The 26,537-nt window shown below is 69.0% G+C and carries 25 protein-coding genes and 1 riboswitch; of the genes, 13 read left to right on the top strand and 12 right to left on the bottom strand.

From position 1 onward, the window contains the following. Positions 1 to 16: 16 nt before the first annotated feature. On the bottom strand, positions 17 to 640 hold the full coding sequence (locus CAL11_RS10745) for a glutathione S-transferase family protein (RefSeq protein ID WP_033459951.1): 624 nt from the start codon (positions 638 to 640) through the stop codon (positions 17 to 19). Positions 641 to 757: 117 nt separating this feature from the next. Then, positions 758 to 1,711 (bottom strand): LysR family transcriptional regulator, encoded by a 954-nt coding sequence (locus tag CAL11_RS10740; protein ID WP_086094557.1) that lies wholly within the window; start codon positions 1,709 to 1,711, stop codon positions 758 to 760. Positions 1,712 to 1,833: 122 nt separating this feature from the next. On the opposite strand from CAL11_RS10740, the gene CAL11_RS10735 reads away from it, so the two are divergent. Genes CAL11_RS10735 through CAL11_RS10725 form a run of 3 tightly spaced genes read left to right on the top strand, consistent with a single transcriptional unit; the run spans position 1,834 to position 4,759 of the window. Further along, positions 1,834 to 2,796, top strand: a complete 963-nt coding sequence (locus CAL11_RS10735; protein ID WP_086094556.1) for a Bug family tripartite tricarboxylate transporter substrate binding protein — start codon at positions 1,834 to 1,836, stop codon at positions 2,794 to 2,796. Between the two features lie 14 nt (positions 2,797 to 2,810). Further along, complete coding sequence (locus CAL11_RS10730; RefSeq protein WP_086092918.1) at positions 2,811 to 4,205, top strand: arylsulfatase; 1,395 nt, start codon at positions 2,811 to 2,813, stop codon at positions 4,203 to 4,205. Then, a complete protein-coding gene (locus tag CAL11_RS10725; protein WP_086092917.1) occupies positions 4,202 to 4,759 on the top strand; it encodes a LamB/YcsF family protein in 558 nt (185 codons plus the stop codon). The genes CAL11_RS10730 and CAL11_RS10725 overlap by 4 nt, the downstream gene beginning before the upstream one ends. Before the next feature lie 12 nt (positions 4,760 to 4,771). On the opposite strand, the gene CAL11_RS10720 is transcribed toward CAL11_RS10725, so the two are convergent. From CAL11_RS10720 to CAL11_RS10690, 7 genes are all read right to left on the bottom strand, one after another. Further along, positions 4,772 to 5,590, bottom strand: coding sequence for an IclR family transcriptional regulator (locus CAL11_RS10720; protein WP_244172941.1), 819 nt, complete (start codon positions 5,588 to 5,590; stop codon positions 4,772 to 4,774). 150 nt (positions 5,591 to 5,740) lie between these two features. After that, a complete protein-coding gene (locus CAL11_RS10715) occupies positions 5,741 to 6,967 on the bottom strand; it encodes a CaiB/BaiF CoA transferase family protein (protein ID WP_086092915.1) in 1,227 nt (408 codons plus the stop codon). Between the two features lie 37 nt (positions 6,968 to 7,004). Further along, entirely contained in the window at positions 7,005 to 8,147 is a 1,143-nt protein-coding gene (locus tag CAL11_RS10710; RefSeq protein ID WP_086092914.1) for a thiolase family protein, read from the bottom strand. A gap of 21 nt (positions 8,148 to 8,168) precedes the next feature. After that, the gene (locus CAL11_RS10705; protein WP_033459941.1) at positions 8,169 to 8,588 is read right to left on the bottom strand and encodes a Zn-ribbon domain-containing OB-fold protein; all 420 of its coding nucleotides are present in this window, start codon (positions 8,586 to 8,588) and stop codon (positions 8,169 to 8,171) included. 79 nt (positions 8,589 to 8,667) lie between these two features. Beyond that, positions 8,668 to 9,684 (bottom strand): Bug family tripartite tricarboxylate transporter substrate binding protein, encoded by a 1,017-nt coding sequence (locus CAL11_RS10700; RefSeq protein ID WP_086092913.1) that lies wholly within the window; start codon positions 9,682 to 9,684, stop codon positions 8,668 to 8,670. A 189-nt stretch (positions 9,685 to 9,873) separates the two neighbouring features. Next, positions 9,874 to 10,686: an SDR family NAD(P)-dependent oxidoreductase gene (locus CAL11_RS10695; protein ID WP_167382483.1), complete on the bottom strand. Its 813-nt coding sequence runs from the start codon at positions 10,684 to 10,686 to the stop codon at positions 9,874 to 9,876. Positions 10,687 to 10,842: 156 nt separating this feature from the next. Beyond that, positions 10,843 to 11,739 carry a LysR family transcriptional regulator gene (locus CAL11_RS10690; RefSeq protein ID WP_068926173.1) on the bottom strand — a complete coding sequence of 299 codons (897 nt, stop codon included), beginning with the start codon at positions 11,737 to 11,739 and terminating at the stop codon, positions 10,843 to 10,845. A gap of 146 nt (positions 11,740 to 11,885) precedes the next feature. On the opposite strand from CAL11_RS10690, the gene CAL11_RS10685 reads away from it, so the two are divergent. From CAL11_RS10685 to CAL11_RS10645, 9 genes are read left to right on the top strand one after another with little or no spacing between them, the layout of a single operon-like run. Beyond that, positions 11,886 to 12,857, top strand: a complete 972-nt coding sequence (locus CAL11_RS10685) for a Bug family tripartite tricarboxylate transporter substrate binding protein (RefSeq protein WP_086092912.1) — start codon at positions 11,886 to 11,888, stop codon at positions 12,855 to 12,857. A gap of 17 nt (positions 12,858 to 12,874) precedes the next feature. Beyond that, a complete protein-coding gene (locus tag CAL11_RS10680) occupies positions 12,875 to 14,101 on the top strand; it encodes a CaiB/BaiF CoA transferase family protein (RefSeq protein WP_244172940.1) in 1,227 nt (408 codons plus the stop codon). Then, positions 14,098 to 14,856: an enoyl-CoA hydratase/isomerase family protein gene (locus CAL11_RS10675; RefSeq protein WP_086092910.1), complete on the top strand. Its 759-nt coding sequence runs from the start codon at positions 14,098 to 14,100 to the stop codon at positions 14,854 to 14,856. Before CAL11_RS10680 ends, CAL11_RS10675 begins: the two co-directional genes overlap by 4 nt. 29 nt (positions 14,857 to 14,885) lie before the next feature. Next, positions 14,886 to 15,686: a crotonase/enoyl-CoA hydratase family protein gene (locus CAL11_RS10670; protein ID WP_086092909.1), complete on the top strand. Its 801-nt coding sequence runs from the start codon at positions 14,886 to 14,888 to the stop codon at positions 15,684 to 15,686. Between the two features lie 31 nt (positions 15,687 to 15,717). Beyond that, positions 15,718 to 16,692 (top strand): Bug family tripartite tricarboxylate transporter substrate binding protein, encoded by a 975-nt coding sequence (locus tag CAL11_RS10665; RefSeq protein ID WP_086092908.1) that lies wholly within the window; start codon positions 15,718 to 15,720, stop codon positions 16,690 to 16,692. Between the two features lie 10 nt (positions 16,693 to 16,702). Continuing rightward, complete coding sequence (locus tag CAL11_RS10660) at positions 16,703 to 18,787, top strand: 3-hydroxyacyl-CoA dehydrogenase NAD-binding domain-containing protein (protein WP_086092907.1); 2,085 nt, start codon at positions 16,703 to 16,705, stop codon at positions 18,785 to 18,787. Further along, positions 18,784 to 19,956: an acetyl-CoA C-acyltransferase gene (locus CAL11_RS10655; protein WP_086092906.1), complete on the top strand. Its 1,173-nt coding sequence runs from the start codon at positions 18,784 to 18,786 to the stop codon at positions 19,954 to 19,956. The genes CAL11_RS10660 and CAL11_RS10655 overlap by 4 nt, the downstream gene beginning before the upstream one ends. Next, a complete protein-coding gene (locus CAL11_RS10650) occupies positions 19,953 to 21,107 on the top strand; it encodes an iron-containing alcohol dehydrogenase (RefSeq protein ID WP_086092905.1) in 1,155 nt (384 codons plus the stop codon). The genes CAL11_RS10655 and CAL11_RS10650 overlap by 4 nt, the downstream gene beginning before the upstream one ends. Then, the gene (locus CAL11_RS10645) at positions 21,104 to 21,571 is read left to right on the top strand and encodes an acyl-CoA thioesterase (protein WP_086092904.1); all 468 of its coding nucleotides are present in this window, start codon (positions 21,104 to 21,106) and stop codon (positions 21,569 to 21,571) included. Before CAL11_RS10650 ends, CAL11_RS10645 begins: the two co-directional genes overlap by 4 nt. 10 nt (positions 21,572 to 21,581) lie before the next feature. Here CAL11_RS10645 and CAL11_RS10640 read toward each other — a convergent pair whose 3' ends face one another. The 3 genes from CAL11_RS10640 to CAL11_RS10630 form a co-directional block, all read right to left on the bottom strand. Next, complete coding sequence (locus CAL11_RS10640) at positions 21,582 to 22,793, bottom strand: D-amino acid dehydrogenase (protein WP_086092903.1); 1,212 nt, start codon at positions 22,791 to 22,793, stop codon at positions 21,582 to 21,584. Positions 22,794 to 22,952: 159 nt separating this feature from the next. Continuing rightward, a riboswitch (glycine riboswitch) is annotated at positions 22,953 to 23,041 on the bottom strand. An 89-nt stretch (positions 23,042 to 23,130) separates the two neighbouring features. Further along, on the bottom strand, positions 23,131 to 24,336 hold the full coding sequence (locus tag CAL11_RS10635) for an FAD-dependent monooxygenase (protein ID WP_086092902.1): 1,206 nt from the start codon (positions 24,334 to 24,336) through the stop codon (positions 23,131 to 23,133). A 39-nt stretch (positions 24,337 to 24,375) separates the two neighbouring features. After that, positions 24,376 to 25,371: a Bug family tripartite tricarboxylate transporter substrate binding protein gene (locus tag CAL11_RS10630; RefSeq protein WP_086092901.1), complete on the bottom strand. Its 996-nt coding sequence runs from the start codon at positions 25,369 to 25,371 to the stop codon at positions 24,376 to 24,378. A gap of 155 nt (positions 25,372 to 25,526) precedes the next feature. Between CAL11_RS10630 and CAL11_RS10625 the strand changes: the two genes are divergently transcribed. Beyond that, positions 25,527 to 26,450: a LysR family transcriptional regulator gene (locus CAL11_RS10625; protein ID WP_086092900.1), complete on the top strand. Its 924-nt coding sequence runs from the start codon at positions 25,527 to 25,529 to the stop codon at positions 26,448 to 26,450. Positions 26,451 to 26,537 lie beyond the last annotated feature (87 nt).

The following is a 26,537-nucleotide window of genomic DNA, read 5'->3' as shown; positions in this document are numbered from 1 at the left end:
GGCGGCCCGGCGCAGGTCAGCCGTTCATCTCGGCCAGCGCGCGCTGCACCGCCGGCCGCGCGCCGACGCGCGCCAGGTAGTCGGCCAGCTTGGGAAAGCGCGACATGTCCACGCTGTCGCCTTCCAGCCAGCTGCCCACCGTGTACAGATAGCCGTCGACCACGCTGTAGCGCTCGCCCAGCGCCCAGGGGCCGACGATCTGCGATTCCAGGTAGCCCGCGATGGCCGTCATGTTCTCGGGAATCTTGGCGCGCATGGCCTCGTGCGCGGCCGGGTCGTCGGCCCAGCGCGCGCCGCGCCGCTTGTGCGCGTGCGCCACGTGCGCCGTGGACGCCAGGTAGTTGGCCAGCTCCTGCATGCGCGCGAACGCGAACGGATCGTCCAGCGGAGCCAGTTGCGCCTGCGGGAAACGCTGCGCCACGAAGGCGAGCAGGGCGGGGTTCTCGGTCAGCACGCCATCCTCGGTGGCCAGCGCCGGCACGCGGCCCTTGGGGTTGACGCGCAGGTAGTCGGGGCTTTGCTGCTGCGTGGCGCCGAAATCCAGCTTGACCAGATCGAAATCGGCGCCGGCTTCATGCAGCGCGATGTGCGTCGCCAGCGCACAGGTGCCAGGGGCGGTATAGAAGGTCCAGCGGGACATCGTCATCCTCGTCGTGTGTCGTTGAGCAGCGGTATCGCCGCGTCGCCGCGGCGGACTGCATACAGAGTAGCCGGCGCGGCCCGCCAAGCAAAGCCCCGTCGATGCCCAGGCCGCCGCTCAGGCGCCCGGCAGCTGTTCCGGCATGGCCTCGAACACGGAGCGAAAGCGCACGACCTGCGGATGCGTCTCGGCGCTTTTGCGCAGGATCAGGCAGACCTGCATCGGCGCCACCCCCAGCGCGATGTCCAGCACCTTCACGCGGCCGCTGCGTGCGTGCGCCATGGCGGTATGGCGCGGCGCCGCGGTGAGCAGGCGGGTGGCGGCCACGATGTCCAGCGCCTGGGTGTAGGTGGGGGTCTCCACCACGGGGTGGGGCAGCACCAGCCCCTGGCGCAGGAAAGCCTCGGCCAGCGCCTGGCGCACGCTCGAACTGATCCGCTGCAGCACCCAGTCGCATTGCGCCAGCCGGGCGTATCCGGGTTTCTTCAGGCGCGCCGCCGGATGGTCGGGGCCACACACCACGCAAACGTCGTCCTCGTACAGGTTGACGAAGGTCAGCGTGGCGATGTCGCGGCCCAGCTTGGCCACGTCCGGCGGCAGGCGCCCCAGCACGCAATCCAGTTCGCCGGCCAGCAGCCGCGCCAGCAAGTCTTGCGCGCTGCCTTCCACCGTATGCAGATGACAGCCGCCGGCCTGGCGAAAGCCCTCGATGGCGCGCGGCAGCAGGACGGTGAACGCCTGCGGCACCACGCCGACCCGCAGCACCTCGTGCTCGCCGGTGTCCAGCCGGTCCAGCATGGCGCCCAGTTCGTCGAAATCGTTCATGAGGATGCGCAGCCGCGGCGCCAGCGCCAGCGTTTCCGCCGTCGGCGCCACGCCCTGGCGGCTGCGCGTGAACAGCCGCACGCCGAGCAGGCTCTCGATGTCGCTGAGCATGGCCGTGACGGCCGGCTGGCTGATGCTCAGCCGCCGCGCCGCCTTGCGCAAGGTGCCTTCCTGCAGCAGGTACTGGATGAGGGCGATGTGGCGGAATTTCAGGTGCGAGAGCGCCGCGCGCGAACGTTGGGCCATGGCGGGGATGCGCTTTTCGTGAAAGGTATTGGTTATCACATAAGAGGATTTTTTGAATATTAACGGTTCAGACTTGTCCCTACACTTTGTTCTTTCGCGACGCAGACGAAAAGGGGAAGAGCATGAAAACAGTCTTTCGTATCCTGCTGCTGGGCGCCGGCCTGCTGGCAGCCGCCGCGGCCCGCGCCGAGTGGCCAGCGGACCAGCCCATCAAGATCATCGTGCCGCAGGCGGCCGGCGGCACCAACGATACGGTGGCGCGCCTGATGGGCGTGGAGCTGGGCAAGGCCCTGGGCCAAAGCGTGGTGGTGGAAAACCGGCCCGGCGCCTCCGGCGCCATCGGCATGCAGCTGGCGTCGCGCTCGCCCGCCGACGGCTACACCCTGGCGATCGCTTCCGACACCGCGTCCATCCTCAGCGCCACCCGCAAGATGGACTGGCGGCTCGACCAGGACATGGCCGGCGTGGCGATGGTCGGCGACCAGCCCATCGGCGTGGCCGTATCGGTGCGCTCGCCGTACGCCAGCCTTGACGCGCTGCTGGCCGCCGCCCGCAAGGAGCCCGGGACCATCGCTTTCGGCACCTCCGGACTGGGCACGTCGCAGCATATCGTCGGCGAATGGCTGACCCACCTGGCCGGCGTGCAAATGATCCACGTGCCGTACAAGGGCGGCGGCCAGGCGGTCACCGACCTGGTGTCGGGCACCACGCCGGCGGCGGTGCTGGGCTTCGCGCCCCTGCTGGGGCAGGCGCGCAGCGGCGGGATCCACATCGTCGCCGTCACCACGGCCGAACGCAACCCCGCCATGCCGGATGTGCCGACGCTGACCGAACTGGGCTACCCGCAGATCACGCGTTCGCAATGGGTGGGCGTGGTGGCGCCGCGCGGCACGCCGCCGGCGATCGTCAAGCGCCTGTCCGAGGCCATGGCCGCGATCGGCGCGCAACCCGACGTGCAGGCCAAGTTGCGCGAGATCGGGCTCACGCCCAAGTCGATGGCCGCCGCGGAATTCGACGCCTTCATCCACAAGGACGTGGCCGACTGGGGCCGCCTGGTCACGGAACTGAACATCAAGCTGGACTGATTCGGAGGTTTTTCATGTCGCAAGTGAAGCAACATCCCAATGTCGTGTTGATCCTGGCCGACAATCTCGGCTGGGGCGAACTGGGATGCTACGGCGGCGGCGCGATCCGCGGCGCGCCCACGCCGCGCATCGACGCGCTGGCCGCGCAAGGCACGCAGTTCCTCAATTTCAATGTCGAAAGCGACTGCGTGCCCACGCGTTCGGCGCTCATGACCGGCCGCCACCCGGTGCGCACCGGCGCCATGCAGTCGGTGCCCGCGGGCCTGCCGCAAGGCCTCGTGCCGTGGGAGCGCACGCTGGCGCAGGCCTTCGCCGAGCAAGGCTACGCCACCGCCATGTACGGCAAATGGCACCTGGGCGACAAGGAAGGCCGCTATCCCAAGGACCGGGGCTTCGACGAGTGGTACGGGATCCCGCGCACCACCAACGAAAGCATGTTCATGGAGGCGGTGGGCTTCGATCCCGACGTCGTCGAAGTGCCATACGTCATGGAAGGCCGCAAGGGCCGGCCGGCCGAAAAGCGCGAGCGGTACGACCTGGAAATGCGCCGCCGCATCGACGAGGTGCTCGCGCAGCGCAGCTGCGAATTCATCGGCCGCCACGCGGGCAAGACCCCGTTCTTCCTCTACGTGCCGTTGACGCAGCTGCATTTTCCCACCATCCCGCACCGCGGCTTCGAAGGCCGCACCGGCAAGGGCGACTTCGCCGACTCCCTGGTGGAGATGGACGCGCGCGTCGGGCAGATCCTGGACGCGGTCGAGCAGCACGGCATCGCCGACGATACGGTCTTCATCTTCGCCAGCGACAACGGGCCCGAGTATCGCCGGCCCTGGCGCGGCAGCGCCGGCATGTGGACCGGCACCTATCACACGGCGATGGAAGGCGCGCTGCGCGTGCCGCTCATCGTGCGCTGGCCGGGCAAGGTGCCGGCCGGCCGGCAGACCAACGAGATCGTGCACGTGGTGGATCTGTTTCCCACGCTGGCCGGCATCGCCGGCCTGCAAGTGCCGCGCGACCGGCCCATCGACGGCGTCGACCAGTCCGCGTTCCTGCTGGGCCGCCAGGAGAAATCGGCGCGCGAGGGCTTTGTCTACTACATCAAGAACGAGCTGCGCGCGGCCAAATGGCGCGACTGGAAAATGCATTTCGTCTGGGAGGTGGAGCCCAACGCCGGGCCCAACCATCTGGAGACGCCTTATGTGTTCAACCTGGTGCAGGATCCCAAGGAAGAAACCGACGTCAACACCATGCAGGGCTGGGTGCGCGGCCCCATACGCCGCATGGTCAATGCGTTCCAGGCCTCGCTCAAGGCCTATCCGCCGATCCCGCCCGGCGCGCCGGACGATTATGCGCCGTCCTACGACATGACGCCGCCGGCCGCCGAGGACGGCGGCCGGGAGGCGCCGTGAGCGGCGGCCGGGCCGAATGGGCCGCGCACATCCGCACGGACGTCGACGCCGCCTTGCCGGCGCTGCCGCCGGCGTGCCGCGTGGCCTATCTGGCCGACGGCCCGGCCCCGGCCCTGGGCCGGGCCGTGCGGGCGCTTGCCGCCGGCCTCGACGTGGGCCTGAGCCTGGACTATCCGCGCGGGCTGGACCCGCGCGATAGCGGCATGGCCACGCCGGATATCGAGCTGGAGGACGCCTTGCTGGCGCGGCTGGCCGCCTTCGCGGCCATCGCGCGGCGCTGGGGCCGTCCGCTGCGCACGGTAGGCTGCCACGGCATGCTGGCGCTCGACCTCGCCGACGACGAACGCACCACCCAGGTCGTGGCGCGGACATTGCAACGCTACGACGCGGCGCTGTCGCTGGCCGTGCCGGCCGGGCGGCGCGGCATCGCGGTGGCGCACCATTGCGGCATCGCCGTGGTGCGGGAAGCCTGGGCGAGCGCGCCACAGTCCGATGTCGCCGATGCGCGCGTCGATCGGTACCGACTCCATGCGTGCGCCGGCGCGCCGCCGTGATTTGCCGCCCGCTCAGGCCCGGCGCGCGGCGGCGGCCGGTTTGCGGGGTTGTGCTTCCGACGGCGGCGCGTAGCCCAGGCTGTGGCTCAACCGCGCTGCATGCTCGATCAGCGCCTGGGTGTATTCGGCCTCGCGCCGGGCGTTGAAGCGTCCGTGGGGAATGGTCAGGCACAGCGATCCGAGCACGTTGCCGTCGACGCCGAAAAACGGCGCGCCCAGGCCGATGGAGCCGGCGATGCGTTGCCCTTTGGTTACGGCATAGCCGCGCTTGCGGATCACGGCCAGGTCCTTCTGCACCGTTTCATCGACCACGCCGGCGCCGGTTGCCGACGGGCCGGCCTCGGCGAGGATGCGGTCGATATCGTCCTGGGGCAGAAAGGCAAGAATGCTGCGCGCCGTGGCGCCCCATGCCATCTGCAGCGGCGTGTTCTCCTTGACGTCGTAGCGCAGGAGTTCCGTGCCGTGGTGGACGCTGACGATGGTGTAGCGGCGCTGCTGGGCCAGGTACAGGCACAGCAGCGTCGTTTCGTTGAAGCGCTCCACCAGGGATTGCAGCAGGGGCGCGGCAAGGTCCTTGATCTGCGACGAATCCACCACCAGCGACGCGATGCGCACGAACTCGACATCGCAGTAATACATCTTGGTGACGGGGTCCCGGGCCACCAGGCCTTCGTCCCTGAGCAGCGCCAGCAGGCGATGGATCGTGGAAGGCGCCAGCGCCAGCTCCGACGCCAGGTCGCTCAGGGTGACCCGGTTGCTGCGTTCGGCCAGGATGCGCAGCAATGCAACCACGCGCGCGACGGTCCCCAACGTATTGTCTGTCTTTGCCATAGTTCCCATGTCGGTAGCGACGAGCGTGGCCGCCGGCCTGGCGCGTCGTCGTCCTGACCGCGCAGAAAAGGCCTGCGGTCGACTCTGTAGGCCGACATTGTAGCGGGGCGCCATCCCGCGGACGGCCCGGGGGATGGCGCTGGCGGGAAACTACATGACGACTTTCCTGGCCTGCATGGCCAGGATCTCCTGTTCGCTCCAGCCGAGCCACCGCGCCAGGATCGCCGGCGCGTCCTCGCCCAGACGAGGCGGGTAGCGCGCCGGCGGCTCGGCTTCGCCCATGAACTTGATCGGGTTGCCGACCACTTCGATCTGCGGCCCGCCCGGCCGCCGCAACGGCATGACCATGCCGCGCCCGCTGGTGCGCGCCTCGCTCAGCGCTTCGGGCACCGTCTTGATCAAGGCCACGGGCACGCCGTTGGCGGCCAGGGGTTCTATCCACTCGGCGGCGGGGCGGGCGAGGAAGGCCGCTTCGAGCAGATCCCACAAGGGTTCACGGTTCTGCAGGCGCTTCTCGCCATCGGAGAAGCGGGCGTCCTGGACCAGGTCCGGCAACCCCAATGCCTCGCACAGGCCTTTCCACATGCGCTCGGTGTTGGCGGTGACCACCAGTTCGCGGCCGTCGCCGGCGACGAACGATCGATAGGTGGGGATGGAATCGTGGCGGGCCGCCTGGCGTTGCGGCGTCACGCCGGCCACCAGCGCGTAGGTGCTTTGGTACGAGAGCATGGCCAGCTGGCAATCGAGCATGGAGATGTCGATATGGCGACCCCGCCCACCGCGCTCGGCGTCGGCCAGCGCGGCGTTGACCGCGATGGCGGCGTACATGCCGGCCGCCAGGTCCCCGGCGGGAATGCCCAGGCGGACGGCAGGGCGGCCCGCTTCGCCCGTCAGGCTCATCACGCCCGACATGGCCTGCACGATCATGTCATAGGCCGGGCGGTCGCGCAGCGGCCCGACCTGGCCGAAACCGCTGATCGACGCCCAGACCAGGCTCGGATGCCGCGCCATCAGGGCCGCGATATCCAGGCCGATGCGCGCCGCCACGCCCGGCCGGTAGTTCTCGACCACCACGTGGCTGCGGGCGATCAGCGACTTGACCAGGGCCAGCCCCTCGGGCTGCTTCATGTCGACGGCCAGGCTTTTCTTGTCCCGGTTGATGCCCAGGTAGTAGGCGCTGTCGCCGTCCACGAAGTGCGGCGGAATGTGCCGGCTGGAGTCGCCGTCGGGCGCCTCCACCTTGATGACTTCGGCGCCGAGGTCGGCGAGGATCTGCGTGCAGAAGGGGCCTGACAGGAAGGTCGTCAGGTCCAGCACGCGATAGCCGGCCAACGGCCTGGCGGCCGGGGCGGGGGACTGCTCGGGGACTTCATGCATGGTGCTGCGATTCCAGGCTTGTTCTTGTCGTAGCGTCTCAGACGGCTTCATACAGATGCACGGTACATGCGCCATGGTCCAGGCCGGCGATGCCGCCGCCGGTCACGTGGCTGAGCGCGCGTCTGGCGCCGGCCACCTGGCGCTCGCTCGCCTGGCCCGTCAGTTGCCAATAGACCTCGACGGCCTGCGCCACGCCGCTGGCCCCCACCGGATGTCCCTTGGAGAGCAGGCCGCCGCTGGGGTTGACCACGACCTGGCCGCCGTAGGTGGACTGGCCGGCGCGCAGGAACGCGGCGGATTCGCCGCGCGGGCACAGGCCGAGGGCCTCGTAATAGACCAGCTCGGCAATCGAGAACGCGTCGTGCAGTTCGACCACGTCGAGGTCTTGCGGGCCGAAACCGGCCGCTTCATAGGCGTCGCGCGCCGAGTCGGTGCTGATCTCCGGGTTGAGCATGTCGCGATAGCCCGCGGTGACCTGTCCGCTATGGACGACCGAGGCCGCCACGCGCACGGCCGGGGCGGCGAGTTTGCGCCGGCCCGCCTCGGACACCATCACGACCGCCGCGGCGCCGTCGCCGGTGGGGCAGCACTGCAACAGCGTCAGCGGGTCGCAGATCGGGCGGGATTGCAGCACTTCGTCGACCGTCACTTCCGAACGGAACTGCGCGTAGGGATTGCGGGCGCCATGCCGGCGGGCCTTGACACTGACTTGCGCGAGATCCGCCACGGTGGCGTCGCGTTCGTACAGGTAGCGTTGCGCGCGCATGGCATAGACCGCCGGCATCACGATGCCCTGCCGGACTTCCGGGTCTTCCGCGACCAGGGGCAGCGTTCCGCCGCCGAACTGGGTCAGCTTGTCCACGCCGATGACGAGCACGATATCGTGCTTGCCGGCCTGGATATCCTTGTAGGCCAGGTGCAGCGCCGACGCGCCGCCCGAGCAGGCGTTATCGACGTTGAAAATGGGGACCGCGCCTATCCCCACCTCCTTGACGATGCGCTGGCCGGTCAACATGCCGCCGAAGGCATGGCCGCAGACCACGGCCTGGATGTCCTTGGGCGCGATGCCGGCCGAGCGCAGCGCGTTGAGCAGGGCGGGCACGGCGAGGCCCGAATAACTGGACTGGCGGTGCTTGCCCATGGGGATCATGGCCGCGCCGGCGATATAGACTTTGCTCACTGGTATCTCTCCTGGTCCTGGTCAGGCGGGCGTGACGAACCAGCGTTCGCCATCGGCGCGCAACCGGACCGCTTGGCCGCAATGCAAGGGTTGGGCGGGGTCGGCCACGACGTGGGCGAGCACGCGCACTCCATTGGGAAAATCCACGTAGCCCAGCGTGTAGGGCACGGGCCGCGCGGACGAAACGTGGACAGTGGTGTACGAGTACAGCGTGGCGTCGGGGCCGAACAGGAACGGCTCCATGTCGCGCGCGCCGGTCTGCAGGCATACCTCGCGTTCAGGAAAGGCCATGCTGCCCGAGGACCGGCTGCGGCTGCCGCGCAGGTACACCACCGCGTCCTTGATCTCGAACGGCGGAAGCGTGGCTTCCTTCAGATCCTCGATGGGAAGGGCATCGTCGGCATACCGCTGGCCGCCGCTTGCCTGTGCTGTTTCTTGCATTTTGCTTGCTCCTGTGGCTTTGCCTCGGGCGGCGAGGGGCTCGCCGTCCGGGTGGTGTCGCTGTGCGGGCCGATGGCGCTCAGCTCGGATTGATGCCGGCGTCCTTGACCAGCGTGATCCAGCGTGCGGTGTCTTCCGCGATGACTTGCTCGAACTCCTTGCCGCCCCGGGTGTCGACCTGCATGCCCATGGACTGGTAGGCAGTGCGCACTTCCTCGGTGCGCGTGGCTTTCTCGATGGCGGCGTGCAGCTTCTCGCGGACGGCCTCGGGTACGCCGGCGGGCGCGGAGATGCCGTACCAGATGGTCATCTCGAACGGCACGCCCAGTTCGCGCAACGTCGGCACGCCGGGCCAGGCCGGGTCGCGGTCCCGGGAAGTCACCGCCACGCCGCGCACGTTGCCGCCGCGCACCTGGGCCGACGCCGAGCCCGACGTATCGATGGCGAACTGCACGTTTCCGGCGATCAGGTCCACCATCATGGGCCCGGTTCCCTTGTAGGGAACATGGATCGCGCTGAGTCCGGCCGCGCTCAGGAACGAGGCCGTCGCCATGTGCAGCGCCGCGCCCACCCCGGACGAGCCGTAGTACAGCTTGCCGTCGTTGGCGCGCAGATACTCCAGGAACTCCTTGCCGTCCTTGACCGGCAGGTCCTTGTTGATCTCCAGGACGCAAGGCACCTGGCCGAGCAGGGAGATCGCCGACATGTCCTTGCTGAAGTCGTACGACATGTTCTTGTACAGGGCGGGCGCCGACGTCAAGGTGACATTCGACAGCAGCAGCGTGTAGCCGTCGGCGGCCGCGCGCGCGACATAGGCCGCGCCGATGGTGCCGCCGGCCCCGCCTTTGTTCTCGACGATGACCGACTGCCCCAGCTCGGCCGCCAGGGCCTTCGCGACGACGCGCGCCAGCATGTCGGTGGACCCGCCCGCGGCAAAGGGAGCGACCAGCGTGATGGGCTTGGCGGGGAAGGCGTCGGCGGCATGCGCCGGCGCCAGGACCGCCAGGGGAGCCAGGGTGAGCGAGCACGCCGCCGCGAGGGTTTTCAGTGCGCGGCGGCGCGGGACGACAGCATCTTCGGGATGGCGGTCTTGCATGGAAAGTCTCCTGTCTTTTCTCGGCGCGGAGGCCGGGCGCTGCATGCGCGGTAGTTGGTATTAATTCCGTTGAACGGAAATGACTTCCGTTAAACAAAATTCTAAGCGCCCGACAAAAGGCAGGGATAGCTAGGGTTTTCCCGCGGGAAGGGCCGGACGCATGGCGGCGCGGCGGTCGCGGATCCGCGTTCAGGGCCCGACGCGCGCCAGGGCTCCGCCGTCCACGGGCAATTGCGCGCCGGTGATGAAACCCGCCTGGTCGGACGCCAGGAACACCGCGGCGTGGGCGACGTCCCAGCTCGTGCCCATGCGGCCGCGCAAGGGCACCATCGCATTGCGTTCGGCGACGATCTGCTCGCGCGGCTTGCCGGTCAGCCGGACGCGGGCCTCGATAGCCATCGGCGTGTCGAGCAAGCCCGGCAGGATGGCGTTGGCTCGCACGCCGTGCTCGGCGTAGGTCGTCGCTATGTGCTGCGTCAGGCCCAGCACGCCCATCTTCGTGGCCTTGTAGGCCACGTTGGGATACAGCGCGTAGGCCGCCGTCGACGCGACATTGATGACGCAGCCGCTGCGTTGGCCGCGCATGGCCGGCAGCACGTGCTTGCATGTCAGCACCATGCCTTTCAGGTTGAGGTTGGCCAGCAGATCGAACGCCTGCGCGGAGATATCCTCGACCGGCGCGTCGCCGCCGGCGCCCGCGATACCGACATTGTTGTGGAGGATGTCGATGCGGCCGTGCGCATCCATGACCTGGCGCACCATGGCGGCGATGGAGGCTTCGCTGGTGATGTCGGCTTGCACCGCCATGGCCTGGCCGCCTTCGGCCAGAATCAGTCCGACCGTCTCGTCGGCCGAGGCCATGTCGCGGTCTACCGCCACGACCTTGGCGCCCGCGCGCGCGAAGGCGATGGCGGTGGCGCGGCCATTGCCCATGGTGCTGCCGGGCGTCTGTCCGGCTCCGACGACGATGGCGATCCTGTTTTCAAGAACATTGGACGACATGGCTTTCCCTTTTCCGATGGAACCCGCCGGTTCGCGGGTTCATGCTGCGAATACAGGCCCATCCTGTATTTCCGTTGAACAGAAACTGATTTGGTTCAACGGAAATAAGTGTATTCGATCGGAAAGGGCGGCGCGGCGCCCGTGCCTGGGCGCGGCCTAGGAAAGACCGTCGAAATCGCGTAGCGGCTCCAGGCTGTCCACCAGTTTCTCGACCAGCCCGTCCGCGGTGCCGTCCTGCCAGATAAGGCTCAGTTCCAGATAGTGCGGCGCGCCGCTGAACGGCAGGAAGACGGCGCTGCCCTTGTAGATCCGCTGCAAGGAGCGCGGCACGACTGTCACGCCCAGGCCCATGGCCACCATCTGCAGGATGGTCGACTGGTGGCGCGCCGTGTGGTGGATCTTGGGGCTGAAGCCGGCGCTTACGCAAAGCGACACCATCTTGTCGAACAGGCCCGAAGCCAGGGAGCGGGGAAAGAACACGAACTCCTCGCTTGCCAGGTCGGAGACGGCCACGGCCTTGCGGCCGGCCAGGCGATGGCCGCTGGGCACGGCGGCGTAGAACGGTTCGCGCAGAACCTGGCGAGTCCGCAAGTCGGCCGTATCGATGGGCGTATGCACCAGGCCGATATCGAGCTCATCGCGCAGGACCGCCAGGGTCTGCTCGCGCGAGCTCATCTCCGTCAGTTCCACTTTGGTGCCCGGCATGGACTGGCCGACCTGGGCCAGGATGCAGGGGACGAGATGGGCCAGCGCCGAGCTGACCGTGCCCATGCGGACCGTGCCCAGCATCCCGGCGGCGATCTGGCTGGTCTCCTGGGCTGCCATCCTGACCTGCGTCAGGATCGCGCGGCACGATTTGAGCCAGGCGGCGCCCGCTCCGGTAAGCGCCACGCCACGGGGCAGGCGGCGAAACAGCTGGGCGTTGAGCTCGTCTTCCAGCGCCTTGATCTGCTGGGACAGCGGCGGCTGGGAAATGTGCAGCCGTTCCGCGGCGCGGCTGAAACTGCGCTCTTCGGCCACCGCCACGAAATACCGCATCTGCTTCAGATCCATGGTCCTGTTCTTCGATTCGATATTGGTAGTCGATTTTCATATGGGAAGGATATAAATTCAATATTTGTTGATATGGCACTGCGTTGGCTACGCTTCCTTCCGTCACAACAAGAACCCGCTCATGGCGGGACAACGGGAGACAGGAAATGAACCGACGCGATGCGCTGGGCGTGTTCGCCGCGCTGGCAACCACAACCTGGCTGGGCAGCGCCGTGGCCGCCAGGCCTTACCCCCAACGCCCCATTACGCTGATCGTTCCGTATTCGCCCGGCGGGGCCACCGACAACGTTGCCCGGGTCATCGCCGAGCACATGCAGGCCGCGCTGGGGCAGCCGGTCATCATCGACAACCGCGCCGGCGCCAACGGCCGCATCGGCACGCTGGCCGTGGCGCGCGCGGCGCCGGACGGTTATGTGCTGCTGCTGGGCGGAATCGGTCCGATCACGATCGCTCCCCACATCGAGAAAGTCCCGTACGACCCATTCCAGGACTTCGCGCCTGTGAGCCTGCTGGTCAAGAACGACGTCGTGCTGCTGGTCAACCCATCGGTGCCGGCGCGCGGGCTGGACGAGCTGATCGCGTTGCTCAAGGCCGAACCCGGCAAGTTCAATTACGGGTCTTCCGGCACGGGCGGCCCGTTCCACCTGTCGGGCGAGCTGTTCAAGAGCCTGGCCGGGGTCGAGATGACCCACGTGCCCTACAAGGGCGACGGCCCCGCGCTGGTGGACCTGATGGCGGGCAACGTGCAGGTCATGTTCACCACCATTTCGGCGTCGGCCGCGCACATCCGGGCAGGCAAGCTGGTCGCGCTTGCCTGCGCGGGCGAGGCGCGCTCGAACCAGATGCCGGATCTGCCGACCATCGCCGAATCCGGGTTGCCCGGTTTCTCCTCGGAAACATGGCAGGCGCTGTTCGCGCCGGGCGGAACGCCCGCCGGGGTCGTCGAGGCGCTGCAGGGCGGCCTGGCAACCGCCATGCGGGACCCGCGCCTGCGCCAGGCGCTGCAGGCGCAGGGCAACAGCGTCGTCGGCAGCGATGTGGCGACCTGCGCGAAGTTCGTGCGCGATGAATACGACAAATGGGGCGGCGTCGTGCGCAAGGCGCAACTTGCCGGGTAACGGAAAAGGAAGCGGTAATGAGCAGTGATGGTGCAAGCAAGCCCATGCCGATGGACGGCATCCGGGTGCTGGACCTGTCGCGCGTGCTGGCCGGCCCGTGGTGTACGCAGATGCTGGCCGATTTCGGCGCCGATGTGATCAAGGTGGAACGTCCGGGGCAGGGCGACGACAGCCGGGCGTGGGGGCCGCCGTTCTACGAGTCGGCCGATGGCCAGGCGCGGGTGTCCGCATACTTCTGCGCCGCCAACCGGGGCAAGCGTTCCGTCTGCCTGGACCTGGAGTCCGAAACGGACCGCCAGGCGCTGCGCGAACTGGCGTTGCGCAGCGATGTCCTGGTCGAGAACTTCAAGGCCGGCGCGCTGGCCCGCCACGGGCTGGACTACGCCACGCTGTCGGCGCTGAATCCGCGCCTGGTGTACTGCTCGATCACGGGCTACGGGCAGACCGGCCCTTATGCGGCAAGGCCGGGCTACGACTCGATCATCCAGGCCGTGGGCGGAATGATGAGCGTGACCGGCCTGCCCGACGAGGCCGCCGGCGGCGGCCCGCAGAAAACGGGGATTCCCATCATCGACCTGATGACCGGGGTCTACGCCTGCTGCGGCGTGCTGATGGCCTTGCGCGAGCGCGACGCGAGCGGGCAGGGCCAGCACCTGGATCTCTCGCTGATGGACGTGCAGGTATCGGCGCTGTCCACCCTGGCGGCGAACTTCCTGGCGTCGGGCCAGGCGCCGCAACGCAATGGCAACGAGCACCCAACCGTCGTGCCGGGCGATGCGGTCCATTGCATGGATGGGCCGCTCATGCTGATGGTGGGCAACGACCGGCAGTTCCAGCGCCTTTGCCGCCACCTGGGCCGCGAATCGCTGGCGCGGGATCCGCGCTACGCGACCAACGAACTGCGCGTCCAGGGCAAGAACGCATTGATGGCGCAATTGCGCGAGGCATTCCGCGGCCAGACGCGCCAGTACTGGATGGAGCGCCTGCTGGCCGAAGGCATACCGTGCGGCCCCATCCAGACCGTGGCGGAGGTGCTCGACGATGCGCACGTCCGCCATCGAGCGCTCGTGGCCGCCGCGCCGGACCCGGTATTCGGCGAAATCCGCTCGATGGGCAGCGCGTTGCGCATGTCGCGCACGCCGGCCCGGCACGGCAGGCCGCCGACCGTGCTGGGCGAGCACACCGAAGCGGTGCTGTCGTCGCTGTCCGCATCCCGTCTTCAAGCCAACCCGGAAGTCAAATGAACACATCCTCGACCGTAAGATTCGAAGCGCGCGAGCAGATCGCGATCATCACGCTGAACCGGCCCGACAAGCGCAACGCCATCAACCTGGAGATGCGGCAGGCGCTGATCGCCGCCTGGGAGCGGTTCGAAAACGATCCGTCGCTGCGGGTCGCCATTCTCACCGGCGCCGGCGAGCGCAGCTTCAGCGCCGGGCGCGACCTGTCCGAGAACACCGATCTCAGCCAGAAGAGCTTCCTGCCCATACTGGGCGACAACGTCCAGGCAAGCAAACCCGTCATCGCGGCCGTCAATGGGGCGGCGCTGGGCGGCGGCTGGTTCTTCACGCAAATGTGCGACCTGGCGGTGGCCGCGGACCATGCCGTGTTCGGCATGCCGGAGTCCAAGGTCGGCCGGGCGCCCGCCTGGGCGGTCTGGCTGCAGGGGGTCATTCCGCAGAAACTGGTGCTCGAACTGTTGCTGACCGGCAATCCCATCAGCGCCCAGCGGGCCGCCGAGATCGGCTTCGTCAACCATGTCGTGCCCGCCGCGCAGCTCATGGACAAGGCCATGGAGCTGGCGCGCGCCATCGTTGCCACCGCGCCGCTGAGCGCGGCGGCCTGCAAGGAGATGGTCTACGCCGCGGCCGAGATGGGACGGGGCGCGGCCCTGCGCACGGCTTTCCACATCATGGAGCCGCTATACCGCTCGGACGACGCGCGGGAAGGCGCGCTGGCGTTTCGCGAGAAGCGCGCGCCGCGCTGGAGCGGACGTTAAGAATTGCTCAACGAGGAGAAACAACGGATATGACCCGATTTCTTGAGGTGGAGCGGCGCGGCCGCATTTGTATCGTCAGAATGAATCGCCCCGAGGCGCGCAATGCGCTGACCGATACAGAGCAGTTCCAGGAGTTCGAGGATCTTGTGCGCGACCTAAACACCGACCTGGACGTAAGGGCGGCGATCCTGACCGGCAACGGCCCCTCTTTCTGCGCGGGTGGCAATGTCAAGAAGATGCTGGAGGATTATGGCCCGGACAGCGGGCCCGCGGCGCGCATCCCCGCCAAGTACGCCACGGGAATCCAACGCATTCCCATGGCCCTGGCGCAACTGGACGTGCCCTTGATCGCCGCGGTCAACGGCGCAGCCATCGGCGCGGGCTGCGATCTGGCCTGCATGTGCGATATCCGCATCGCCGCCGACGATGCGCGATTCGCCGAAAGTTTCGTCAAGCTGGGCATTATTCCGGGCGATGGCGGATCCTGGTTCCTGCCGCGCATCGTCGGGCTGGCGCGCACCTACGAAATGGCCTTCACCGGCGACATGCTGGATGCGGCAACCGCGCTGCAATGGAACCTGGTTTCCAGCGTCGTGCCGGCGGGGCAACTCATGGACGCCGCGTGCCAGCTGGCCGAGCGGATTGCCGCCAACCCGCCGCAGCAAGTGCGCTTTGCCAAGCGACTGATCCGCGAAGGGCTGCACCAGCGGCTGGAGGCCATGCTTGAACTCTCCAGGCTGTACCAAACCCTGTCGCATCGCACCGCCGACCACCAGGAGGGCATCGCGGCCCTGCTGGAAAAGCGGCCGCCGGTTTTCCACGGACGCTGAAGTCCGCACCGTTCTAGCACGAGAGGAGACCATGAGAAAAAAACAGTTCGTTCTGTCGGTCCTGCTGGGCGCGACATCGCTGCTTGCGAGCAGCGCGCCGCTGGCGCAGCAAACATTCCCGGCGCGCCCGATCCGGCTCATCGTGCCGTTCGCGCCGGGCAGCGGCACCGACAACACGGCGCGCTATCTGGCGCGCGAGATGGAAGCCGTCTTCAGTTCGCCGGTGGTGGTCGAGAACCATCCTGGCGCCAACAGCTTCATCGCCGCCAAGATGGTGGCCGCCGCGCAGCCCGACGGCTATGCATTGCTGATCTCCGGGTCGTCGGCCATGACGGTCAACGCGGCCATCTTCAAGGCGCTGCCCTACGACCCGCTGAAGGATTTCGCGCCGGTCGCACGGCTGGCAAAGGGCGCGATGGGCCTGGCGGTAAATGCCGAGTCTCCCTACCGTTCGGTGGACGATCTGGTCGCGGCGATGCGGGAGCGGCCTGGCGCGCTGAACTACGGCTCGGGCAGCGCCGCCTACCAGATCACCACGGAGCTGTTCCTTTCGATGGCCAGCAGCAAGGCCAGCCACATTCCCTACAAGGGGGCTGCCCAGGCGTTGACGGACCTGGCCGGCAGACAAGTCGATTTCGCGTTCGCCGATTACGCGGCGCTGGTGCCTTTCCTGCGCTCCGGAAAATTGCGCCTGCTGGCCGTCAGCAGCGCCGAGCGCCTGGAAAGCGAGCCCGGCGTGCCCACGGTCGAGCAGGCGGGCTATCCGGGTTTCGACATGGTGAACTGGACTTCGGCGTTCGCGCCGGCCGGTACGCCCGAGCCGGTCATCGACAAGCTGAGCAGCGCCATCGTGGCGATTTACGAGCGTCCGCAGACGCAGGAGTTCCTGGCCGGCACGAATTGGGACAGCTTTGCGGCGGGTCCCGCGGCGTTGCGCCGGTACCAGATCGACGAGATCGCCAAGTGGAGCCGCGCGGCCGAGATCGCCGGCATCGAGAAACAGTAGGAGCCTGGACATGTCGGTAGCGATCACGATGCGGGGCGAGATAGGGGTGCTGACCCTGGACAGCCCGCCAGTGAATGCATTGGGCCATGCGTTGCGGCGCGACCTGGCCCGCTGCCTGGAGGACGCGTATGCGAGGCCGCAATTGCGGGCATTGCTGCTCGTCAGCGCCCGCGCCGGCATCTTCTCGGCCGGCGCGGATATCAAGGAGTTCGACCATGCCGGCCCGCAGCAGGCCCCCGGGCTGGGCGAACTGATCGACCGGATCGAGAGCGGGCCGTTGCCCGTGGTGGCGCTGCTCGACGGCGTGACGCTGGGCGGCGCGCTGGAGCTTGCGCTGGGGTGCCACTACCGGCTGGTGTCGCCGCGCGCTTCGCTGGGATTGCCGGAGATAAAGCTGGGATTGCTGCCCGGCGCCGGGGGGACGCAGCGCCTGCCGCGCCTGGTGGGCGCGCGCCAGGCCGTCGAGATGGTGCTCGGCGGCGAACCCGTGACCGGCGAGACCGCGCTGCGGCACAAGCTGGCCGATGCGCGGGTGCCGCAGGTCGATACGCTGGAGCAGGCGCTGGCGTGGATGCGCGGCGCGCCGGGCGGGTTGGCGCCGCGCCGGGCGTCCAGCCTGCCCGCGCTGGCGCCGCAAGCCATCGCCGAGGCGGCGCGCGAAGCCGCCATCCGGCCAGTCGGCAGCGCGCCGGCGCGCGAGGCGGCGCTGCTATGCCTGGCCGCGGCGCAGGGGCCGTATGAAGCCGGGCGGGCGCTGGAGCATGACTGGTTCGCGCGTCTGCGCGACGGCCCCGAGGCGCGGGCCTTGCGCTATGCCTTCTTCGCCGAACGGCCGCGCGCGCCGGCCGGCGATGCCTCGGCCAGGCGCATCGACCAGGTCGCGGTCATCGGGGCCGGCACGATGGGCACCGGCATCGTTATCTGCCTGGCCGAGGCCGGCCTGCCGGTGCTCTGGCACGATGTGGATGCCGGCTGCCTGGCGCAGGGGCGCGCGCGCGTGCGGCAGCATTTCGATCGCCAGGTCTCGCGCAAGCGCTTGACGCCTGGCCAGGCCGACCAGTACGCCAGCGCCGTCACGACGGTCGGCGACATGGCGGACGTCGCGCAAGCGGACCTGGTCATCGAGGCCGTGTTCGAAGATATGGAGGTCAAGCGCGGGGTTTTCCGCCAACTCGACCGCATCCTCAAGCCGGGCGCCATCCTCGGCACCAACACCTCGACGCTGGACGTCAACCGGATCGCGCACGCCACGCGGCGTCCGCCGGACGTGGTCGGCCTGCATTTCTTCAGCCCCGCGCCGGTGATGCCCTTGCTGGAAATCGTGCGCGGCGACGCCACCCATGCGGATGTCGTGGCCGCCGTGCAGGGGCTGGCGCGGCGCTTGCGCAAGATCGCCGTGGTGGCCGGCGTGTGCGACGGTTTCATCGGCAACCGCATGTGGCACCAGTATCTGCGGCAGGCGGCCTTGCTGGTGCAGGAGGGGGCCATGCCCATGGAGGTCGACGCGGCGCTGCGCGAGTGGGGGTTCGCCATGGGGCCATTCCAGGTCGCCGACCTGGCGGGTCTGGACGTTGGCTACAGTATCCGGCAGCGGCAGCGCAGCGAAACGCCCGAGCGCCCCTGGCCGGACTGGCTGGACCGGGTCAGCGAGTCGGGCCGCCTCGGCCTGAAAGGAGGCAGCGGAATTCACGCCTATCCGGACGGCGGCCGCCAGCCCCGGCGCGATGCCGAGGTGGAAGCCATGATTGCCGCCGCCTCGCGCGAGGCGGGCGCCTCGCCCCGGGCGATTCCGGCGGGGGAAATCGTCGAGCGTTGCCTGCACGCGCTGATCGCCGAGGCCGCGCGCCTGCTGGAGGAAGGCATCGCGGCCAGCGCGGCGGACGTGGACGCGGTATTCCTGGCCGGGTACGGCTTTCCGCGATGGCGCGGCGGCCCTTGCTACAGCGCCGACGTTTCGGGCCTGCCGGCGGTCGTGGCCGCCCTACGGCGGCGCGCGGCCAACGAAGAGCCGCAATTCTGGCAACCGGCCGAACTGCTGGTCCGCCTGGCGCGACAGGGCGCGCGGCTGCGGGATTTTTGCAGGGAGGAAGCATGAACGACGAGGTGGTCATCGTCTCGACCGCCCGCACGCCCATCGGCAAGGCGTATCGCGGCGCGCTGAACAATACCCATGGCGCCACCTTGGGCGCGCACGCGGTCGAACACGCGGTGCGGCGCGCCGGCGTCGACGCAGCCGAAGTCGATGACGTCATCATGGGTTGCGGCCGGCCCGAGGGCACGGCGGGCGAGAATATCGCGCGCCAGGTCGCCTTGCGCGCCGGCCTGCCCGTGGAGGTGCCGGGCGTCACCGTCAACCGGCTTTGCTCGTCCGGATTGCAGGCCATCGCCATGGGAGCGCAGTCCATCCTGTGCGGCAGCGCGGATATGGTGGTGGCTGGCGGACTGGACTCGATTTCGTGTGTGCAGAACGAGCACATGAATCACCATATGGAGCAGGATCCGTGGCTGGCGCATCGCATGCCGGGCATCTTCCTGCCCATGATAGATACGGCCGAAGTGGTTGCCAGGCGCTACGGTATTTCGCGCCAGCGCCAGGACGACTACGCGGCCGCCAGCCAGCAGCGTGCCGCGGCGGCGCGCGCGGCGGGCCGCTTGCGCGAGGAGATTGCGCCCATGCGCGTGCGCCGTCTGGCGGTCGATCCGCCCGGCGAAATCGAAGTCCTGCTGGAGGAGGACGAGGGCATTCGTCCGGAAACGACGGCCGCGAGGCTGGCCACGCTCAAGAGCGTGCGGGAGGGCGGCTGCGTCACGGCCGGCAATGCCAGCCAGCTTTCGGACGGGGCCTCGGCCTGCGTGCTGATGCGCGCCGACGCGGCGCGAGCGCGCGGCCTGCGGCCGCTGGGAGGTTTTCGCGGCTTCACGGTGGCGGGTTGCCGTCCCGACGAAATGGGTATAGGTCCGGTGCACGCCGTGCCCAGGCTGCTGGTGCGCGCCGGGCTGGCGATCGGCGACATCGGTCTATGGGAATTGAACGAGGCGTTCGCCGTGCAGGTAATCTATTGCCGTGACCGCCTGGGCCTGCCGGACGATCGGTTGAACGTCAATGGCGGCGCCATCGCGCTCGGCCATCCCTATGGAATGTCCGGCGCGCGGCTGGTAGGGCATGCGCTGCTGGAAGGGCGCGCCCGAGGGGTGCGCTACGTCGTGGCGACCATGTGCGTGGGCGGCGGGATGGGCGCCGCGGGATTATTCGAGGTGCTATGAACGGATTCGAATTTCGGACACACGCCCGCACGCTCGCGGGCGAGGGGGCTTCGCAACGGCTGGGCGAGGCGGTCGCGGCGCAATGGGGGCCGTGCCGTATCCTGGTGGTCACCGACGAGCAGCTGGTGCGGCTGGGCCTGGTTGCCGCCTTCGCGGCGGGTCTGCGTGGCGCCGGCCATACGGTTGATGTCTACGACGGCGTGCTGGCCGACCCGCCCGAAGCGGCCGTGGACCAGGCGATCGCGCAGGCGCGCGGAATGGACGCGCAATGCGTGATCGGCTTTGGCGGCGGCTCGTCGATGGATATCGCCAAGCTGGTGGCGGCTTTCGCCCGATCCCCGGCGGACTTTCGCGATAGCTACGGGATCGATCGCGTCACCGGCGCGCGGCTGCCGCTGGTGCAGGTGCCGACCACTGCCGGCACCGGATCGGAAGCCACCCCCATTGCCATCGTGACCCGCGCGGACAGCTCCAAGGCGGGCATCGTGTCTGCCGTCCTGTATTGCGACATCGCCGTGCTGGATGCGGAGCTGACCCGCGGCCTGCCGGCGAGCGTGACCGCCGCCACCGGCATCGACGCCATCGTGCACGCCGTCGAAGCCTATACCAGCAGGTTGCGCAAGAACCCGATCTCCGATGGCCTGGCCCGCGAGGCGTTGCGCCTGCTGTGCCGTTCCATCGGCCCCGCATGCCGCGACGGCGCCGACATGGCGGCCCGCCACGACATGCTGCTGGGCGCGATGCTGGCGGGGCAGGCGTTTGCCAATGCGCCGGTGGCGGCCGTCCATGCGCTGGCGTATCCGCTGGGCGGCGCGTTCCACGTGCCGCACGGCCTGTCCAATGCCTTGATGTTCGGGGCGGTGCTGCGCTTCAACCTGCCGCGGGCTTGCGCCGCCTATGCCCAGCTTGCGCAGATCGTCTGCCCGGAAGTCGGCGGCACGGAGCAGGCGCGCGCCGAAGGGTTCGTGCGGGAGATGGCAGGCCTGGGTCCGCGGCTGGGGCTGCCGCGGCGCCTGGCCGAAGTGGGCGTGGCCGAGCCGGACCTGCCCATGCTCGCCGAACAAGCCATGCAGCAACAGCGCTTGCTGGTCAACAACCCCAGGCAGCTTGGCTACGACGACGCCTTGCGGCTTTACCGGGAGGCGCTATGAGCGACGCCACGCAGCCGTCCCCGCGCGCGCCACGGTGGCAGCGCGCCGATTTCGGCCATTTCGAGGCCATGCCGGTGCGCTGGATGGATTGCGACATGTACGGGCACGTCAACAACGTCGTGTATTACGCGTACTTCGACACGGCGGTGAATCGCTACCTGTCGCTGGCCGGCGAACTCGATCCGCGCCAGGGCGCGGTGATCGGCCTGGTGGTGGAAACGCACTGCAATTTCCACGCGCCGGCCGTATTCCCGGAAACGCTGGAGATCGGCCTGCGCGTGGCCCACGTGGGGCGCAGCAGCGTGCGCTACGAGCTGGGCGTGTTCCGGGCCGGCGACCAGCTTTGCACCGCCCAGGGCCACTTCGTGCACGTCTACGTCGACCGCGCCAGCCGCCGTCCCGTGGCGCTGCCACCTGGCCTGCGGGCATGCCTGGGCCGGCTGGACGCGGCCGGGCGCGCCTGAGGCGCGCCCGCTATTTCCCCCCGCCCGCCGCCACCGCGTCGGCCACCAGTTGCGCCGTCGCGGCCGACAGCGTCCAGCCAAGGTGGCCATGGCCGGTGTTGTAGTACACGCCCGGCCGCTTGCCAGGGCCGACGCGCGGCAACATGCTGGGCAGCATGGGCCGCAGGCCCGCCCAGGGCACGACGCGGCTGGTCGAGACCTGCGGGAAATACCTGCGCACCCACGCGATAAGCGGTTCGATGCGGTCGGCGCGGATATCGCGATTGAAGCCATTGAATTCGGCGGTGCCGGCCACCCGGAACCGGCCCGCGCCGAGCCGGCTGGTCACGATCTTGGCGCGGTCGTCCAGCAGGCTGGTCCAGGGCGCGCCGGCCTGGCTGGCCTCGTCGTCCAGGCTGACCGTGATCGAATATCCCTTGACCGGATAGACGTTGACGCGGTCGCCCACCATGCTGGCGAACTGGCGGCTGCCCACGCCGGCGCAGATCACCACCTTGTCGAAGGGTTCGACGTCCTCGGCGGTCGTGATGGCGATGGCGCCGCCGCGATGCTCGATGCCTCTGACGGGCGTTTCGTAGCGGAACACGGCGCCGTGCCGCGCGGCGGCCCGGGCCAGGCCGGTGGTGAATTTGTGGATGTCGCCGGTGGAGTCCGACTCGGTAAAGAAGCCGCCGTGGAAATCGCCCTGCAGGGCCGGTTCGATGGCGCGCATTTCCTCGGGCGATACGGGCCGCCGCTCCAGCCCGCCGGCGCGCAGCAGCGCGTTGACGCGCAAGGCGCCGTCGTACTCCTGCTTGCTGGCATAGAAGTGCAGGATGCCGCGCCGCTCGTGATCGAAATCGATCCGTTCGCGGGCCGCGATCTCGAACAGGTGCTGGCGAGCGGCGATGGCCAGGCGCACGGTCTCTATGGTGTTGGCTTCGTAGCGGGGAATCTGGCGCAGGAACTCGCCCAGCCACGAGTACTTGTGCCAGCTGGGACGGGGATTGAGCAGCAGCGGGGCGTCGCGCCGCAGCATCCAGCGCAGGCCCTTGAAGAGCGTGGAACGGCTGTTCCAGACCTCGGCATTGCTGGCGGACAGCTGTCCGCCGTTGGCGAACGAGGTTTCCATCGCGCTATAGCGGTGGCGGTCGAATACCGTGACCTGGTGTTGGCGCAATGCGAGCGCATAGGCGGTGGTGACGCCGGTGATGCCGGCGCCGATGACGGCGATTCGAGACATGGTCGTGGTCCCAGAAGAGGTTGGCGTCTGCCGGCCATCGGAATGGCCCGGCCACAACCCCATCTGTCCATTTACCTGAGAGCTTCACCCGTGCGCCGATGCAAGCGCGCCAGGGATCCCCTTCGGTGGGCGCCGTACCGCGCGCCACTCTCCAGATGTTCCTGCAGGTCGGTCCTTTTGCCTGAGAGTTTCCGGGGTGGTTGCTCCGTCGGCGTCGTCCGCTGGACGATCTCTCCCGAACTGCACGTTGGTGGAACCGGCACAACTTACAGCGATTGCGCCGGCACGACAAGGTGCCGGCGCGCATCCAAGGGGAAACCCTGTCTCCCGGAGGCGTTCAGACGGGCTCGGCGTCCACGTCGTACGTGAACAGCCATTCGTACCGTTCGCGGACCCGCGCCTCGCTCCATTGCTGTTCGACATAGGCGGCCGCGCCGGCCGCGTGCGCCAGCTCCGGGTTGTGGAAGCGCCTGGCGTTCTCGGCCGAGCCGCGCACCACGCGCGCCGTGCGCTCGACGCGCAGGTCCTGGTAGCGCACCAGCGCCCGCGGCGCGTCGGCCCGCATGCCGTCGAGGCAGCGCGCCAGCACGTAGCCGTCCTCGATGGCCATGGCCGCGCCCGAGGCCAGCATCGGCAGCGTCGGATGGCAGGCGTCGCCCAGCAGGGTGATGCGCCCGCGGGTCCATTGCGCCAGGGGTTCGCGCAGCATCATCGCCCACTTGAAGGGCGTATCCAGCGCATGGATCAGCGTCTGCACGTCCTCGTGCCAGCCGGTGAAATCGCGCGCGCATTCCGCGATCGTGCCTTCCTGGGTCCAGGATTCCACCTGCCAGTCGTCGCGCTCCAGGATGCCGACGAAGTTCACCAGTTCGCCGCGGCGCAGCGGGTAGTGGATGACGTGGGCGCCGGGGCCTACCCAGTTGACGGCATAGGGTTCGCGCAGATGCGGCGGCAGCTTGTGCGCCGGGATGACGCCGCGCCAGGCCAGCGCGCCGGAGAAGCGCGCCTGGTCCTGGCCGTGCAGCGCGGCGCGCACGCGCGAGTGCACGCCATCCGCCCCCACCAGGATATCGCCCCGGCGCGTGCTGCCGTCGGCCAGCGTGACGCTGGCCCCGGTGTCGTCCTGCGTGACGCTTTCGACCCGGGCGCCCAGTTCGATGGCGTGCGGGTCGCGCGCCAGCACGGCGTCGGCCAGCACGCGGTGCAGGTCGGCGCGGTAGATGGTCAGGTACGGGTAGCCATAGCGCTCGACCGATTGCGCGCCCAGGTCGAACAGCGGCCAGGTCTGGCCGGTGTTCCACAGGCGGATGCGCTTGCCGGAGGCCGGGCTGGCCACCTGTTCCAGCGCCGGGCCCAGGCCGAGCTGGTACAGTACGCGGTTGGCGTTGGCGCTGAGCTGGATGCCCGCGCCCAGTTCGCGCAGCTGCGCGGCCTGCTCCAGCACGCGGACTTGGAAACCGCGCGCCTGCAGGGCCAGCGCGGCGGTCAGGCCGCCCAGGCCGGCGCCCGCGATAAGGATCCGGGGTGAGGTGGTGTCGGGCATCGTGGATTGTCCTTCTGTGTAGCGGATACGTAGGCGCGGTTACTGGGGCTTGACGCCCGCGCTGCGGACCACGCCGGTCCATTTGTCGAGGTCGGCGCGGATCGACCGGGCGAACTCCTGCGGGGTGTCGCCCACCGGCTCCAGGCCCAGCGCGCTGAGCTGCTTGATGACCTCGGGATCCTTGGCGGCGGCGGCCAGCGCGTCGGTCAGCGCCTGCACGGCCGGCGCCGGCGTGCCGGCCGGCGCCATCAGGCCGAACCAGGAATAGGCCTCGAAGGGCTTGCCGATCGTCTCCGAGACGGTCGGCACGTCGGGCAGGCCGCTGTAGCGCTGGCTGCCGGTGACGGCGTAGGCGCGCAGCTTGCCGGCGTGGATCTGCGGCGTCAGCAGCGTGACCGTGTCGAACAACAGGTCGACCTGGCCGCCCATGACGTCCGTCAGGGCCGGCGCGCCGCCCCGGTAGGGCACGTGCAGCATGCGGGCGCCGGCCTCGCTCTTGAACATTTCGGCGGTCAGGTGGCCGATGGAGCCGGTGCCGGCCGAGGCCACGCTCAGGTCATGGTCCTTGGCGTAGTCGCGCAGCTGGCCGATATCCTTGGGGCCCAGGTCGGGGCGGCTGACCAGGATCAGCGGGCCGCGCACGGCCATGCCGATCGGCGTGAAGGACTTGATCGGGTCGTACTGCAGATTGGTGTACAGGGCCGGCGCGACCACGATGCTGCTGGTGCCGCCCCACAGCAGGGTGTAGCCGTCGGGCTTGGCGCGCGTGACCACGGTGGTGCCGACGCTGCCGCCGGCGCCGGCGCGGTTCTCGACGATGACGGGCTGGCCCAGCTGGTCGGCCATGACGGCGCCGAACAGGCGCGCGCTGGTGTCGGTGGGGCCGCCCGGCGGGAAGGGCACGACCAGGGTGACGGGCTTGGAAGGGAACGTCTCGGCGGCCGCGGGAGCGGCCGGACCCAGCGCCAGGGTGGCGGTGGCGGCCAGCGCCAGCACGGCGCGCAGCGTCATGGTCAATGCGGGCGAATTCGTCATGTCTCGTCTCCAGTGTCTTTTGCGGCAATGGGGCCTCGGATGGGCCGATCCACTATTTCAACGCACCGGGTTAAATAAGTAAAAGAACAATATTGGATAAATTGACAAGCAATGCTTGTTAATATGAACGCCTGTTCTCCCCGGGCCGGCCGACCATGAACTTCTCTTTTCGCCAGATGCGCGCCTTTCTTGCGGTGGCGCGCCATGCCAGCTTCACCAAGGCGGCCGAACAGCTGCACATCTCGCAGGCCGGGCTGAGCGCTATGGTGCGCGACCTGGAAACGCAGCTGGGCAGCCGGCTGTTCGAGCGCACCACGCGCGCGGTCCGCCTGACGCCGGCGGGCCAGAGCCTGTTGCCGGTGGCGCAGCGCGCGGTGCAGGACCTGGGCGCGGCGGTGGCGCAATTGGGCGCCCTGGACGCCGACGGACGCGACCGCCTGCGCATCGGCGTGACGCCATTGATCGCCTGCAGCGTGATCCCGGATGTGCTCAAGCGCTTCCAGGCGCTGGCGCCGCGGGTGCGCGTGGAAGTGATGGACCTGGATCGCAGCCTGATCGCCGCCCGGGTCGAAAGCGGCGACCTGGACGCCGGCTTCGGCGCGTTCTTCACGCGCGCGGCCGGCATACGGCGGCAAACGGTCTTTCCGGCCCGGCTGGCGCTGGCCGTGCCGCGCGTGGAGGGCGAGCGGCGCAGGTCGGTGCGCTGGCCGCAGATCGACCGCGACGGCCTGATCGCCTTGCCCGACGGGAATCCGATCCAGCGCCTGGTGAACCAGCACCTGGGCGTGCAGGGCGACGCGCCGGGGCGCGTGGTCACGCACCTGGAAACGGTACTGGCCATGGTCGAGGCGGGCCTGGGCCAGGCCGTGGTGCCGTCGTTCGCCGCGGTGGCGAGCCGGCGCTGGCGCGTCAGCCTGGTGCCGGTGGCGCCCCGGGTGGCGGTGGATTACTACTGCATCATGCGGGCCGGGCAGGGCGGCGGCGAGCGCATCGACGCCTTCGCGCAATGCTTCGGCGCCGTCGCGGCCGAGCACATGGGCGTCGCGCGCGCCAAAGCCCCCGCGCCAGGCGGCGCGTAGAGGGCAGGTGTTGGTTTTTCGCCTGTTGCGGCGCGGCGGCGATAGGGGCCAGCGGTTTTTGCGCCTATGCTAGTTCAAGCGGAACGC

The organism is Bordetella genomosp. 6 (assembly GCF_002119705.1).
GTDB classification, from domain to species: domain Bacteria; phylum Pseudomonadota; class Gammaproteobacteria; order Burkholderiales; family Burkholderiaceae_B; genus Bordetella; species Bordetella bronchiseptica_F.
Note: the sequence above shows the minus strand (reverse complement) of the source record. Positions and strands in the feature narration are given on the sequence as shown.